This is a genomic window from Rhodococcus mengyinensis (genome assembly GCF_048381435.1).
Classification (GTDB): Bacteria; Actinomycetota; Actinomycetes; order Mycobacteriales; family Mycobacteriaceae; genus Rhodococcus_F; species Rhodococcus_F opacus_D.
This window is the reverse complement of record NZ_JBLWIT010000105.1, coordinates 197993-211835: the sequence shown is the minus strand read 5'-3', so window position 1 is coordinate 211835 and position 13843 is coordinate 197993. Positions and strand designations below refer to the sequence as shown.

Genomic DNA, 13843 nt, shown 5'->3' with positions numbered 1-13843 from the left:
CGGTCAGTTCACGTCGCGCCGGCGGACGAGCCAGACCGTTCCCAGCGCGGACGCGGCGACGTACCCGGCCAGGAGAACCACGGACGTGCCTCCGTCGAGGATGTTCAGGACACCGGGGGTGGTGTCACCGCCGAAGTCTCGGAGCGATCCGGCGAGCGAACCCGCGGCGGTGCCGGGCAGGAAGTCCGTCACCACCGACACGGGGTCGAGGACGGCCGCGACCCCGCGGAGGAGGTTTTCGACCACCAGCACCCACACCAGTCCGAGACCGACCGACAACGCCGGCCCCCGTGCGAGAGCGCCGACGAGGACACCGGCGGCGGTCCACATCCCGAGGATGAGCACCCCGGAGGCGAGCGCCTTCAGCATCGCATCCGCGGCAGGAAGACTCGCCGACTCCGATTCGACCACGGCGATGACCGAGGCCACCCCGAGATCGACGGCCGCCACCGTGAGAACGAGTCCGATCACCACGGTCAGCAGAGCGAGCAGGGTTCCGGTGAGCGCGGCCGATCGTGGAGGTCCCTGGGTGAATACGGTCTTCCACGTCCCCCACCCGTAGCCGCTGCCGATGGTGAGGGCGCCGAGGATGAGCATCAGTGCGCCCCCGAACATGGCCATGCCCTGGGTGAACACCTGGGGCACCGCCGAGGGCAGCATCTGCGCGAGCAGCACGTCCGGGGGTGCGGACGACGCCATGTCGGTGGTGCCGCCGGTCGCGAACGTAATGTAGTTGAACATATAGACGAAGACCAGGTTGAGCACGATCCACGCGGCGAGCAGCACCCACATCGACGGCCATTTCCGTAGTCGCAGAAGCTCGGCCCGCGTGCTGGCGATCACTGCGTTCATGACACTCTCCTCGCATCGTTGCTCGTGTGGTCTCCGGCGGTGACGTCCGACGTCAGGTCGAAGAAGACGTCCTCGAGCGATCGTTCCCGCCGGGCCAGTTCGTGCACGTCGATTCCCGCGTCGACGAGAACACGGGCCACCTTCGGCGCCAGGTCCGGCGACACCGCAAGTGTGAGGGCGTCGCCCACCGTGTCGACGACGTCGTGTCCCAGTAGTTCCGCGAGCACCGCTGCCGCTCGTTCCCTCGGATCGGCTCGCACCAGCAGGCTGGTGTCTCCCCGTAGTTCGGCCACGGTGGACTGTGCGATCAACTCCCCGCGCGAGATCACCCCGACGCGGTCGCAGATCTCCTGGACCTCGCTGAGCATGTGGCTGGAGAGCAGCACCGAATGCCCGGAGTGCGCGAGTTCGACTATCAGTTCCCGCATCTCGGCCATGCCGGCCGGGTCGAGACCGTTGGTGGGTTCGTCGAGGATCAGCAGATCGGGTTCGCCGAGGAGTGCGGCCGCGACACCGAGCCGCTGCTTCATCCCGAGCGAGTAGGTGCGGAAACGGTCGTGTCCCCGCTCGCGCAGCCCCACCCGGTGCAGCGCGGATTCCGCCGCGTCGTCCGGCAGTCGGCGGTATCTGCTCAGCACCCGCAGGTTGTCGCGACCGGACAGGTAGGGGAAGAAGCCGGGTCCCTCGATCAGGACGCCGGTGCGCACCGCCACCGCGCTGTCCCCGGGTGGACGCCCGAAGAGTGTCGCGCTCCCGGAGGTCGGCCGGACCAGACCGGTGAGCATGCGCAGCGTGGTGGTCTTGCCTGCGCCGTTCGGTCCGAGGAACCCGTACACCTCCCCTGCCCGCACGGTCAGGCTGACGGCGTCGACCGCCGTGTGTTCGCCGTAGCGTTTGGTCAACCTGTCGGTGACCACGATGTCGGAAGTCATGCCTCCAGCGTCGGCTCGGCGCGAGTCGCGCACATCCGTCTGCGCGCGTCTTCTCGTGCACGCGTCGCGGACGATGACAGGCTCGCCGGATCGGGTCTACGTTCGGGTGGTGCGCACTGACCGGAGGGACACGTCGATCGCCCCGCGGGACCTCCTGATCGCCCTGGGCGTCGCGATCGTGCAGGTGGTCGGCAGTATCGGCGCCAACCACAACCAGTCGTGGGCGGAGCCGTTGGACGCCGCCGGCTTCGTGTTGCTGGTGTGCGGTCCGGTCGCGCTGGTCTTCCGGCGACGGCGTCCTGTCGCGGTTCTGTTCGTCGTCCTGGCCGTCACGGTCCTCTACGTCGCGCGGGGATACGGGTACGGCCCGGTCTTCCTGTCGCTCGTCGTCGCGTTTCTCGGCGCCGCGACGGCCGGATCCCGATGGCTCACCTATCCGGTTCTCGCGATCGGCTACGCCCTGATCGTCTTCGCCGTGCCCGCCGTGTCGTCTGCCGAGGCGCCGTCACTCGCCGCCCTCACCGGCATCGCCGCGTGGCTGCTGGTGCTCCTCGCCGCCGCCGAGATCATCCGTCAGCGCCGCGGGACGCTCGACGCCCGCAGGCAACGCGCCGAGGCGGCGAGGCGCAGCGTCCTGGACGAGCAGCGTCGACGGGCCAGCGAGGAGCGGCTCGCGATCGCCCGCGAACTGCACGACGTTCTGGCACACAGCCTCTCGATGATCAACGTGCAGGCGTCGGTCGCACTCGAGCTGTGGGACAGCAGACCTGAACAGTCGCAGGAGGCGCTGTCCGCGATCAAGGTCGCGAGCCGCGACGCGATCGGCGACGTCCATGCGCTGCTGGCATCGCTGCGGGGCGGCGAGGACCACCCGCCGATCGCGCCCACCGCCGGGCTCGGGGACCTGGACGGTGTGGTCGAGCGCGCCCGTGCCGCGGGCCTCGCGGTGACGACCGTCGTCGAAGGCGCACCGAGGCCGCTGCCGGCCGTGGTCGACGTGGCTGCGGCGCGGATCGTCCAGGAGTCGCTGACCAACGTGGCCCGCCATTCCGGGAGCTCGTCGGCCGACGTGACCGTGTCGTACGCGCCCACGTTCGTCCGCGTCCGGATCGACGACGACGGCCGGGGTCCCGTCGGCACGGCCACCGGTGGCGGCGGGAACGGCATCCCCGGCATGCGGGAACGCGCACGCGCTCTGGGTGGTGAGCTGACCGCCGGGATCGGACCGGTCGGCGGCTTCCGGGTGCAGGCGACGCTCCCCTTCGGCGGGGACACGGCGGGCCGGACATGACGATTCGCGTGCTCGTCGCCGACGACCAGGCCCTCGTGCGGGCGGGGTTCGCCGCCCTGCTCGACGCGCAGGCCGATGTCACCGTGGCCGGTCAGGCCGAGAACGGTGAGCAGGCGGTGAGCCTGACTCGCTCGCTGGTCCCCGATGTCGTCCTCATGGACATCCGGATGCCGGTGCTCGACGGGCTGGAGGCGACCCGGCGTATCGCCGCCGATCCCGCGCTGTCCGGCGTGCGGGTGGTGGTGCTCACCACGTTCGAACTGGACGAGTACGTGTTCGAGGCGATGCGCGCGGGAGCAACGGGTTTCCTCGTCAAACACACCGAACCCGCCGAACTGGTGCGGGCGGTCCGCGTGGTGGCGGGCGGGGACGCCCTGCTGTCACCGTCGGTGACGCGAAAGCTGGTCGCGGAGTTCGCGACCCACGCCAAACGGCCGCCGCAGCGCACCCGTCTCGACGACCTGACCGACCGCGAACGCGAGGTGATGATCCTGATCGCAGAGGGACTCACCAACGCCGAGATCGGCTCACGGTTGTTCCTGAGCCCCGCCACCGCCCGCACCCACGTCAGCCGAATTCTGTTGAAACTCGGCGCCCGCGACCGCACGCAACTGGTGGTCATGGCGTACGAGTGGGGGCTGGTCCGGCCGGGCTGGCAGGACTGACCCCCACCACGGTCACGTCGACGCCAGGACGGCCTTGGATCGTCCCGGCATGAGGGCCGCGGCGACGACCGCGACCGCCACGAATCCGGCTCCCACGTACAGAGCGGGTGCGAGGGCGTCGACGTATCCCGTCGGTGTCAGGCTGCCGCCCGCACCGAGGAACACCGCGGTCAGCAGAGCGATCCCCAGCGCGACTCCGATCTCACGGAGTGTCGCGTTGGTCGAACTGGCCGTGCCGTGGTCGGCCTCGGGCATGTCGGCGAGGACGGCGGTCGCGTTGGGGGCGAACGTCAGACCCATCCCTGCGCCCGCCATCACGAACGCCGGAATCATGCTGCCGTACGTGGCGCCGGGGACGACGAGCGACGCCATCCACAGCAGCGACAACCCCTGCAGGACCAGTCCGGTGACGAGGAGGGTCCGGACACCCAGCCGTGGCGCAAGCAGGCCTGCGATCGGCGCCACCAGCATGGGTGCGGCGGTCCACGGCAAGGTTCGCAGGCCGGCCTCGAACGGGGAGTACCCCATGACGATCTGGAGGTACTGCGACAGGAGGAAGACGGCGCCCATCATTCCCAGCGTGAACGTCAGCCCGATGACGTTGGCCAGGGAGAACTGCCGGGACCGGAACAGTCGCAGCGGCATCACGGGGAAGGGTGTGCGCAACTCGCGCACCACGAACGCCGCGAGCAACACCGCCGATGCGACGAGAGCACCGAGCACCGTGGCGCTGGTCCAGCCGTCGTCGTTGCCGTGCACGATGCCCCAGACTCCGAGGAACACGGCGGCTCCGGCCAGGACGACGCCGAGCGGGTCCAGCGGCTGCCGCTTTCCCTTCGACTCGCCGAGCGCGTACAGCGCCAACGGAATCGCGACCGCTGCGACAGGAACGTTGATCCAGAACACGGCCTGCCACGACACCCCGTCGACGACGGCGCCGCCGACCACGGGGCCGAGGGCGACGCCCAGTCCGGAGACGCCGCCCCAGATCCCGATGGCGAGGGCGCGCTTGGCGAGCGGCACGGCACCGGCCAGCAGGGTGAGGGAGAGCGGCATGATCGCGGCCGCGCCGACGCCCTGGACGGCGCGCGCGGCGATCAGCATCTCGGAGGTGGTCGACAGCGCCGATGCAATCGAGGCCAGCGCGAAGAGCACTATGCCCCAGAGGAATACACGGCGACGGCCGAGGCGGTCCCCCAGCGCCGACAGCGTCAGCATCAACGTCGCGAAGGCGAGCGTGTACGCGTTCATGAACCACTGCAACTGCCCCACCGACGCCCCGAGGTCGCGCTGGATCACCGGCAGGGCGCTGGTCATCACCAGATTGTCGAGTGTGGCCATGAACATCGGTATCGAGGCGGCGACGATCGCCAGCCATACCGGCACCAGCCGGCCGTGGCCCCGTCCCGAGGGAGGCGCCGCCGATTGGTGTTCCAGGCGTTCGGAGAGTGTCGTCATGACGGGTCCTCGTATCCGAGTCGTGAGTACGGGAAGAAGGAAGTTATAAGCATCAGATGATTACTTATTTCGAAGACTAGTAATCGACTGATAACATGTCAACATGGCATCGCCCGTGAAACAGACCCGCATGAGCGCGACCGAACGTCGCGAACTCGTCCTGGCCGCCGCCTCCCGCGCGTTCGCCAGGGACGGCTATCACGGCACCAGCACCGACGCCGTCGCACGCGAGGCGGGCGTGTCCCAGCCCTACGTGGTGCGCATGTTCGGTTCGAAGTCGCGGCTGTTCGCCGACGTCTTCGACCGCGCGATGCGTCGGATCATGGACACCTTCGAGCCGTACTTCGACGATGTCGCCGCCGCCCCGGAGAACGACGAGTCGTGGCTCCCGATGGGCATCGCGTACGCCGAACTGCTCGAGGACCGCGACCTCCTGCTCGTGATGATGCACGGCTTCACCTCCGGCGCGAACCCGGAGATCGGCGCGCTGGCCCGCGACTGGATGTCCCGGCTCTACACGCAGATCCGCACGCGCACCGGGTGCAGCCCGGAACGGGCGCGCATCTTCATCGCCAACGGAATGCTCCTCAACACCCTGCTCGCCATGCAGGTACCCGAGCATGCCGGGCAGGATCCGGCGCTCGAGGAGCTCGCCGTGTGCGCATTCGGCAGCACCCTGGACGCCGCGGGCTCCGAGAACTGATCCGTGATCGGCGATTTCCGCTCTTGATCTTGCTCAGAGGACACGCGGCGGGGCACGATGGAAGCGTGCCGAAGGGGTGTCGCCGTGGACCGAGCCGTTGAGTCTCGACTGAGTTATTCCGACCGGGAGGGTCACCACCACACCGTGGACCTCTCCCCCACTTCCGCGCGCGTCACGATCGGACGGTCGCCCGGTTCCGATCTGCTCCTCACCGAGGACGACGAAGTCTCACGTCTCCATGCCGTCCTCGAATGCGTCGGCTCGCACTGGACCATCCTCGACGACGGGCTCTCCCGCAACGGCACCTTCGTCAACGGCGAGCGTCTCGCGGGGCGTCGGCGGCTCCGCCAGGGCGACAGCATCCGCATCGGGGGAACGAAGATCCGGTACCTGGAATTCGGCGGCTCTCTCGACGAGGCCACCCGGATGGGCACCGACATGCCCGATGTCCGGTCCCTCACCGACACCCAGCGGGCGGTCCTCACGGCACTGTGCCGGCCGTACAAGCACGGCGCCGCGTTCGCGAATCCGGCGTCGAATCAGCAGATCGCCCAGGAACTGTTTCTCAGTGTCGACGCTATCAAGACTCACCTCCGGGCGTTGTTCGCGAAGTTCGGCGTCGGCGATCTCCCGCAGAATCAGAAGCGGGTCAGCCTGGCCGAACGGGCCATGCGCAGCGGCATCATCAACGAGCGCGATCTCTGATCAGCCGACGGCCATCAGTTCGCGGTCGAAAGCGGCAGTCTCACCGTGTGCGATTCGCTCGACGAGGCCGATGATCGCGAGTGCGACGTCGGCGGCGCGTTCGAGGATCACCGAGTGGCCGGCCCCGTCGACGCTCACGAGTTCCGAGGCGGGGAGCTTCGAGGCCATCGCGACGGAATGCTGGAGCGGGGTGAGCATGTCCACCGACCCGCACAGGATCAGCGACGGAATGTGAGCCAGCGCGGCGAGGGAATGCCGCTCGTCGAACCCGAGCAGGGATTCGAGGAAGCTCGACATGGTGACGACGGACGTGGTGTTGGCCATGGCCGCGACCAGCGCCGCCAGGCGAGGATCGACGACCCGGTTGCGGGCGCCTGCCGCACGGGCGATCGCCGTGCAGACGGTGCGTCCCACGCGCTTCGATCCGTGCACGACCCGGGGTGCCCGGCGCACCGCGGTGCGGAACAGCGACACCGCGGGGCTCCGCAGGTGCCGTCCGAGACCGGCCTCGGCGAGATCGCACGCCGCGGTGGAGATCAGGGCCATGCCGACGATCCGCGAACCGATCGTGTGCGGGTTCTGCCGGGTGTAGGACAGCGCGGTCATTCCGCCCATCGAGTGCCCGACGAGGACGACCGGGCCATGCGGTGCGACGGCATCGAGCACGGAGCCGAGGTCGCGGCCGAGCTGATCGATCGTGTAGGTGGCTGCCGGCGCCTCCCCGGACTCGCCGTGTCCGCGGTGATCGTAGAAGACCATGCGAACGTCGTTGCGCCAGAAGCGGACCAGCTGCTTGCGCAGCGCCCACCAGGACTCGGTGCGCAGGCAGTGACCGTGAACGAACACCACTGTGGTGGCTGCGTCGGGCGAACCGAACTCGCGAACCGCGAGTGCGATCCCGTCGTCGGTCCTGACCGTGAGGCGCCGGCCCTCGTGCTCGTGTGCAACCGGGGTGTTCGTCATGATGGCCTCCTCGGTTTCTTCGCTCGCGGCTGGTGAAGCGTTACGTTCTTGCTTGTTCTCTCTACTGTGCCGCGCACGGTCCGACCCGACCAGGACCCCCAGTGGTGGCCGGTGCACCCGGAGGTGTTGCCCTTTCCACCCCTGGGGTGGGTGGACGTGGGCACGCCGAAGCCCCCTCGTCGAGGGGGCTTCGACACAGCAGATGTTCCGCTGCAGCGTCAGTCCGTCTCGCTCGCGGGACCCGCCTCGATCGTGCGATGCTCGCCGGTTCCGAGGCTGGAGACCTCGATCCGCCGCGGCTTCGCCCGTTCGGCGAGCGGGATGGTCACGCTCAGGACACCGTTCTCGTAGGACGCCGAGATGCGGTCCGGGTCGACGCCGTCGCCGAGCGACAGCTGGCGCCGGAACGTTCCGCTGAACCGCTCGGACGCGATCCATTGCACGTTCTCCTCGGACGGCGCGCTGCGATGAGCCGTCAGGGTGAGCGTGCCGTTGTCGACACTGACGTCGACGGAACCCGGATCGACGCCCGGCAGGTCGGCGTGCAGGACGTAGTGGTCGTCGACCTTGTACAGATCCATCGGCATGAATCGCGGGACCCGTGCGGTTCCGGTTTCCGTGCCGAGCAGACTCTTGGTCATGGATTCGAGGTCGTTGAAAGGATCGAAGCGAAGCACAGCAACACACCTCCCACATCACTCGAGGCGCCCGCCACCCCGACGGGCAGCCAGATTCACTGTGCATCGCTAATTTAGCACTCGGCACCCGAGAGTGCCAGTTCGAGAGGACCCCGGAATCTTCGCCTCGTGAGTTCCGGTTCCGGGGTCCTCGCCGCGACGAATCGACCTGTCCGGTCCGCTCGCGACTGGAGGGTATTCTCTACTGCCAGTTCAGAATGCGGCGCCCGGGCTGGCGCTACCAGGCACCCTGGGGTGCGAATCCCGTCACCCCCAGAGTTGCCCCTGGCCGCCGCCGAAGTCGTAGCCGCCGACATTCGCTCCGCCTGGGCCGGCCTTGATGCCGTCCACGGCGATCGGCCCGACATGCGGGCCGCCGATGTCGACATTGCCGCCCTGGGCGTTCTGTCCGGGGGCAACGGTACTGACGGAAGGGTCATCGGACGGGACGTCCGGGGCCGCCGACGCGATGCCGGCGCCCGCCGCGAGGACGAAGAACGCGGCCGCGACGGTGGCACCCGTGCGTGTGAGGACAGTGGAGAAGCCGAAGGACGTCGACATGGGAAGAACCTTTCACAGTGCGTGGTGCCGGGGAGGCGGGAAGGCGGTACAGGTGTGGCGCCGAGGGGCCGGCACCTGGCGGTGACGGCCCCTCGGGCTGTTCAGCAAGATCGATCGATCACGACTCGGTCACCAGCAGAAGACGAATCCGCAGTTCTCGGTGTTTTCCGTGGTCGTCGTGTCGCCCGCACCTGCGCCTCCGTTTGCGGCGCCACCATTCGCATCCCCGGCGTTCCCTCCGTTGGCATCCCCGGCGTTGCCACCGTTGCCACCATTGCCGCCGTTGCCCGCGTTCTGGGGTCCGGTGGTCGTGCCCGGGCTGCCGATAACCGGACCGCCGAGGACGACGTTCCCACCGGAACCGTTGCCGCCGGCGCCGCCGGCGCCGCCCTGAGAGGTGCCACCGTTACCGCCCTGCGAGGTGCCGCCCGGCGCCGTGCCGCCGTTGCCACCCGGATCAGCCGAGGCGATTCCCGCTCCGGCTGTGAGGGCGAAGCCCGCGATGGCGAGAGCGGAAAGGGTGCGCTTGAGGGTGTGTGCCATGTGTGGATCTTTCTGTGGGGGTGGGGTTTTGCTTGCCACATAAGAATGCGCCGATCGCACCCACCGGAACAGGTACCCCAGGGGGCGCAACCGGCACCCCGAGGGATGACGCCACCCCACCCCCGTAGAGCCCTGTCTACGGCCGCATTTCGTAGGCGCCGTCGTAGTTCTCCACCTGTGCCCACACCCGCGCGAACCGCTCCGCGTCCACCACGGGACGGCGAATCGCACCGAGTGCCCACTTCTGCTGCGCCTCGGTGGCGGACGATTTGCCGTGCAGCGCAACGGCATACCCGGAGAAATCGCGGATCTGGAAGTCGAAGATCTGGTCGATCAGATCACGGTCGATACCGGCGATCGCGGCCTGCTCGAGAATCAGGTGCCCGTAGACCACGAGCGAGAACAGGTGCCCGAGGTCGAGCAGGAAGTCGAGATCCTTCTGCTGGGCCGCGTCGGGCGGGGCGGTGATGAGCAGTTCCCTCAGCGCGGTCGCCTGCTCGTGGAACCGGGCCACGTTGGGGACGTCCGAGTGCGCCTCGTAGGTCTTCGTCCAGTCGTGGAACTGAATCCTGCCGGCGCCGCGGGTCGGGCCCTGCGCCCAGAAGAAGGCATCGTCGGCGGCGTCGAGCCGGGTGCCGATCTCCGGGTACTCGGCCGGGTTGAGCAGGTAGTTCGGCATGAACTTGAGGATGAGGCCGACGTTGACGTGCACCGTGCCCTCGAGCTTCGGCAGAGTGCCGATCAACTGGGCGGCCTCGCGGAAGAAGGTGTTCTTCTCGTAGCCCTTCGCCGCGATCACGTCGTGCAGGAGCGCGATCACCTTCTCCCCTTCGGAGGTGACCTTCGCCTTCGTCATCGGATTGAACAGCAGGTACCGGCGGTCGTCGAGACTCGCGCTGCGGAAGTAGTCGACGGAGCGCGCGCTGAACAGCTTCATCGCGATCAGCCGGCTGTAGGCGTCGACGAAGTTTCCACGCACGTGCGCGAAATCGGTGACGGGGTTGCCGTACAGAATCCTGTTGTGCGCGTGAGTGATCGACTCGTAGAACGCATGCTCGGAGATCCCGATGGAGCCCGTGCACAGGTTGAACTTGCCGACGTTGACCGTGTTCAGCGCCGCCTCGAACGCGGCGACCCCCGTGTGGAGAATGTCTTCTTCCCGCACCGGGTAGTCCTCGAGTCGGAACGTGCTGACGTACATCTGGCCGTGCACCACATTGCCTTGCAGGTGGTATGCCGGGTGGCGACTGTCCGCGACGAAGAAGACGTACCCGTCGCTGCCCTCCACATCGGTGCGCCTGCCGAACACCGACACCATGCCCGCGACGTTGCCGTTGCCGATGTAGTACTTGTCGCCGCTCGCGGTGAACGCGAGGCCCGGGTCGTTGTCCGCACGGGTCAGCAGCATGTCCGTCGAGTAGACGTCCGCGCCGTGTTCTTTCTCCGACAGCCCGAACGCCAGCACCCCACCGTCGTCGAGGAGCGTCGCTGCCCGTTCCTTCGCGGCACGGTTCCCGCTCATCCAGATGGGGCCGAGACCCAGGATGGTCACCTGCCACGCGTACCAGTACGCCAGACCGTAGAAACCGAAGATTTCACTGAGCGCGGCGTTGCGTGCGGCGTCCCAGCGCTTGTCCGGGTCGCCGCCCGCCAGGTCGGCAGGTGTGAGGAACTTCGCGAACAGCTTCTCCCGTTTCACGAACTCCAGGAAGTCGTCGGGCCACACGGCCTCGAGATCGTCCTCGAGCAGCCGCTTCTTGCCCCGCGACTCGAACCACTCGATCAGCGCCCGCAGCAGTCTGCGCGTCTCCGGATCGAAATGCTCGGGATCGTAGGAGGTCGGATCGAACAGCAGGGAATTCGTCACAGCAAGCCTTTCGTCCGGACGTGTCAGGCCAAGCTAACAGTCCGGACGAAAGGCGTGGGGCGGTTTGATCAGCCCCTGACGGCGTTGACGATCTCGCTCAGCGCGGACTCGGCGGCCACCTCGCGGCTCTCGCCGGTGAAGCGGTCGCGGACCTCCACCTTGCCCTCGCCCCAGCCGCGGCCGACGACCACGACGAGCGGGACACCGAGCAGTTCGGAGTCCTTGAACTTCACGCCAGGTGACGCCTTGCGATCGTCGAGGATCACCTCGAGACCGGCCTTGTCGAGTTCGGCGGCGAGCCCCTCGGCGCCTTCCCGGGCGGTCTCGTCCTTGTTGGCGATCACCACGTGCACGTCCGCGGGCGACACCTCCGCCGGCCAGCGGAGACCCTTCTCGTCGTGATGCTGTTCCGCGATCACCGCGACGAGGCGGGAGACGCCCACCCCGTAGGAGCCCATGGTCGGGCGGACGGGCTTGCCGTTCTCGCCGAGCACGTCCACGGAGAACACGTCGGTGTACTTGCGGCCGAGCTGGAAGACGTGACCGATCTCGATGCCCCGGGCCGCGACGAGCGCACCGGCCCCGTCGGGTGACGGGTCGCCGTCGCGAACCTCGGCGGCCTCGATGGTGCCGTCCGGGGTGAAGTCGCGGCCCGCGACGAGCCCCACCACGTGCTTGCCCGGCTCGTCGGCTCCGGTGATCCAGCTGGTGCCGTCGACGATCCGCGGGTCGACGAGGTAACGAACACCGTTGGCTTGCAGCGCCTTCGGTCCGATGTAGCCCTTGACCAGGAAGGGGTTGGCCGCGAAGTCGGCCTCGGTGAGCAACTCGAACTCCGCGGGCTCGAGGGAAGCACCGAGACGCTTGTCGTCCACCTCGCGGTCGCCGGGAACACCGATGCCGAGCAGTTCCCACTTCCCACCGGGCTGCCGGGTCTTGACCAGGATGTTCTTCAGGGTGTCCGCGGCGGTGACGGTCCAGCCCAGATCGGCGCCGTTCGCCCAGTCGACGAGCGTCGCAATCGTGGGGGTGTCCGGAGTGTCGTGCACCTTCGCGGCCGGCAGACCGTCGAACGGCACCGGCTCGGGAGCCAGCGTCTTCACGGCCTCGACGTTGGCGGCGTAGCCCGACTCGAGGCAGCGGACGTAGGTGTCCTCACCGATCTCGCTCTCGGCGAGGAACTCCTCCGACGCGCTGCCACCCATCGCACCGGACGTCGCCGACACGATCACGTACTTCACGCCGAGCCGGCTGAAGATCCGCTCGTAGGCGTCGCGGTGCGCCCGGTACGACTCGGTGAGTCCCTCGTCGGTGAGGTCGAAGGAGTACGAGTCCTTCATGACGAACTCGCGGCCGCGGAGAATGCCGGCCCGCGGGCGCTCCTCGTCACGGTACTTGGTCTGCACCTGGTACAGGGTGACCGGGAAATCCTTGTACGAGTTGTACTCGCCCTTGACGGTGAGTGCGAACAGTTCCTCGTGGGTGGGGCCGAGCAGGTAGTCGCCGCCCTTGCGGTCCTTCAGGCGGAACAGTCCGTCGCCGTACTCGGTCCAGCGGTTGGACGCCTCGTACGGTTCGCGCGGCAGGAGCGCGGGCAGGGAGATCTCCTGGGCACCGATGCCGTTCATCTCTTCCCGCACCACCCGCTCGACCTCACGCAGCACGCGCAGACCCAGCGGCAACCACGAGTAGACGCCGGGCGCGATGCGACGCACATAACCGGCGCGGACCAGCAGCTTGTGGCTGGGGACCTCGGCGTCGGCGGGGTCGTCGCGCAGAGTGCGGAGGAACAGGTGGGACAGGCGGGTAATCACGGGATATCAGAATAGTCGGCTGGGACAGGGCCGGGCGCGTCGGTAGGGTTTCGTGCGTGCTGGTGCTACTTCCTCCCTCCGAAACCAAGTCCGACGGCGGCGCCGACGCGCCCCTCGACCTGGCCGAGCTGTCGATGCCGCAGCTCACCGAAACCCGCGAAGTGCTGGTCCAGGCCCTGGTCGCGCTGGCGGCGGACGGGGAGGCGTCGCAGCTCGCGCTCGGCCTCGGCCCCACCCAGGCCGATGAGATCGAGCGGAACGCCAAACTGTGGGTCTCCCCCACCCGGCCCGCACTCGAGCGCTACACCGGGGTGCTGTTCGACGCCCTCGACGCGAAGTCGTTCACCAGGGCCCAGAAGTCCAAGGCGCTGTCGCGGCTGGCGATGGGGTCCGCGCTGTTCGGTGCGGTGCGCGCGGGTGATCTGATCCCCGCCTACCGGCTGTCGGGCGGATCGAAGCTTCCCGGGCTGGGCACTCTCCGGGCATTGTGGAAGCCGGAACTGAGCCGGGCGATCGCCGCGGAAGCGGACGGTCTCGTCGTCGACCTGCGGTCGGGGACGTACCAGCAACTCGGACCGATCCCCGAGGCCGTGATCGCGACCGTCCTCACCGAGAAGCCGGACGGCACCCGCACCGTCGTCAGTCATTTCAACAAGCACCACAAGGGTCTGCTGGCACGTGCGCTCACCGTCTCCCGCGCCGAACCCCAGGACGTGCGCGGGGTGGCACGGGTGGCGGCGAAGGCCGGCCTGCGCGTCGAGGTGGCGTCGGACCGCGAGCTGATCATCCTCACCGACTGACCTGTGAGTACT

The 13843-nt window shown here is 68.3% G+C and carries 14 protein-coding genes; 5 read left to right on the top strand and 9 right to left on the bottom strand.

From position 1 onward, the window contains the following. Positions 1-3: 3 nt before the first annotated feature. Entirely contained in the window at positions 4-852 is an 849-nt protein-coding gene (locus tag ACNJ7E_RS22025) for an ABC-2 transporter permease (protein ID WP_418340951.1), read from the bottom strand. Next, positions 849-1784 (bottom strand): ABC transporter ATP-binding protein, encoded by a 936-nt coding sequence (locus tag ACNJ7E_RS22020; protein WP_280784638.1) that lies wholly within the window; start codon positions 1782-1784, stop codon positions 849-851. Before ACNJ7E_RS22020 ends, ACNJ7E_RS22025 begins: the two co-directional genes overlap by 4 nt. Positions 1785-1893: 109 nt before the next feature. On the opposite strand from ACNJ7E_RS22020, the gene ACNJ7E_RS22015 reads away from it, so the two are divergent. Then, positions 1894-3075 carry a sensor histidine kinase gene (locus ACNJ7E_RS22015; RefSeq protein WP_283334754.1) on the top strand — a complete coding sequence of 394 codons (1182 nt, stop codon included), beginning with the start codon at positions 1894-1896 and terminating at the stop codon, positions 3073-3075. Then, positions 3072-3740 carry a response regulator transcription factor gene (locus tag ACNJ7E_RS22010; protein WP_280784636.1) on the top strand — a complete coding sequence of 223 codons (669 nt, stop codon included), beginning with the start codon at positions 3072-3074 and terminating at the stop codon, positions 3738-3740. Before ACNJ7E_RS22015 ends, ACNJ7E_RS22010 begins: the two co-directional genes overlap by 4 nt. Before the next feature lie 12 nt (positions 3741-3752). On the opposite strand, the gene ACNJ7E_RS22005 is transcribed toward ACNJ7E_RS22010, so the two are convergent. After that, complete coding sequence (locus ACNJ7E_RS22005) at positions 3753-5198, bottom strand: DHA2 family efflux MFS transporter permease subunit (protein ID WP_283334755.1); 1446 nt, start codon at positions 5196-5198, stop codon at positions 3753-3755. A 103-nt stretch (positions 5199-5301) separates the two neighbouring features. On the opposite strand from ACNJ7E_RS22005, the gene ACNJ7E_RS22000 reads away from it, so the two are divergent. Both ACNJ7E_RS22000 and ACNJ7E_RS21995 read left to right on the top strand, forming a co-directional pair. Then, positions 5302-5901, top strand: a complete 600-nt coding sequence (locus tag ACNJ7E_RS22000; protein ID WP_280784634.1) for a TetR/AcrR family transcriptional regulator — start codon at positions 5302-5304, stop codon at positions 5899-5901. A 57-nt stretch (positions 5902-5958) separates the two neighbouring features. Then, the gene (locus ACNJ7E_RS21995; RefSeq protein WP_011598466.1) at positions 5959-6606 is read left to right on the top strand and encodes an FHA domain-containing protein; all 648 of its coding nucleotides are present in this window, start codon (positions 5959-5961) and stop codon (positions 6604-6606) included. Here the strand turns inward: ACNJ7E_RS21995 and ACNJ7E_RS21990 are convergent, their stop codons facing one another. From ACNJ7E_RS21990 to ACNJ7E_RS21965, 6 genes are all read right to left on the bottom strand, one after another. Continuing rightward, positions 6607-7569: an alpha/beta fold hydrolase gene (locus ACNJ7E_RS21990; protein ID WP_280784633.1), complete on the bottom strand. Its 963-nt coding sequence runs from the start codon at positions 7567-7569 to the stop codon at positions 6607-6609. A gap of 218 nt (positions 7570-7787) precedes the next feature. After that, complete coding sequence (locus ACNJ7E_RS21985) at positions 7788-8246, bottom strand: Hsp20/alpha crystallin family protein (protein ID WP_280784632.1); 459 nt, start codon at positions 8244-8246, stop codon at positions 7788-7790. A 267-nt stretch (positions 8247-8513) separates the two neighbouring features. Continuing rightward, positions 8514-8807, bottom strand: coding sequence for a hypothetical protein (locus ACNJ7E_RS21980; RefSeq protein ID WP_105419310.1), 294 nt, complete (start codon positions 8805-8807; stop codon positions 8514-8516). 129 nt (positions 8808-8936) lie between these two features. Beyond that, positions 8937-9350 carry a hypothetical protein gene (locus ACNJ7E_RS21975; RefSeq protein WP_105419312.1) on the bottom strand — a complete coding sequence of 138 codons (414 nt, stop codon included), beginning with the start codon at positions 9348-9350 and terminating at the stop codon, positions 8937-8939. A 136-nt stretch (positions 9351-9486) separates the two neighbouring features. Then, positions 9487-11217: an acyl-CoA dehydrogenase family protein gene (locus tag ACNJ7E_RS21970; protein ID WP_418340950.1), complete on the bottom strand. Its 1731-nt coding sequence runs from the start codon at positions 11215-11217 to the stop codon at positions 9487-9489. A gap of 68 nt (positions 11218-11285) precedes the next feature. Continuing rightward, positions 11286-13031, bottom strand: coding sequence for a proline--tRNA ligase (locus ACNJ7E_RS21965; protein ID WP_283334758.1), 1746 nt, complete (start codon positions 13029-13031; stop codon positions 11286-11288). A 56-nt stretch (positions 13032-13087) separates the two neighbouring features. Here ACNJ7E_RS21965 and yaaA point away from each other — a divergent pair, with 56 nt between their 5' ends. Then, the gene (yaaA, locus tag ACNJ7E_RS21960; RefSeq protein ID WP_418340949.1) at positions 13088-13831 is read left to right on the top strand and encodes a peroxide stress protein YaaA; all 744 of its coding nucleotides are present in this window, start codon (positions 13088-13090) and stop codon (positions 13829-13831) included. Positions 13832-13843 lie beyond the last annotated feature (12 nt).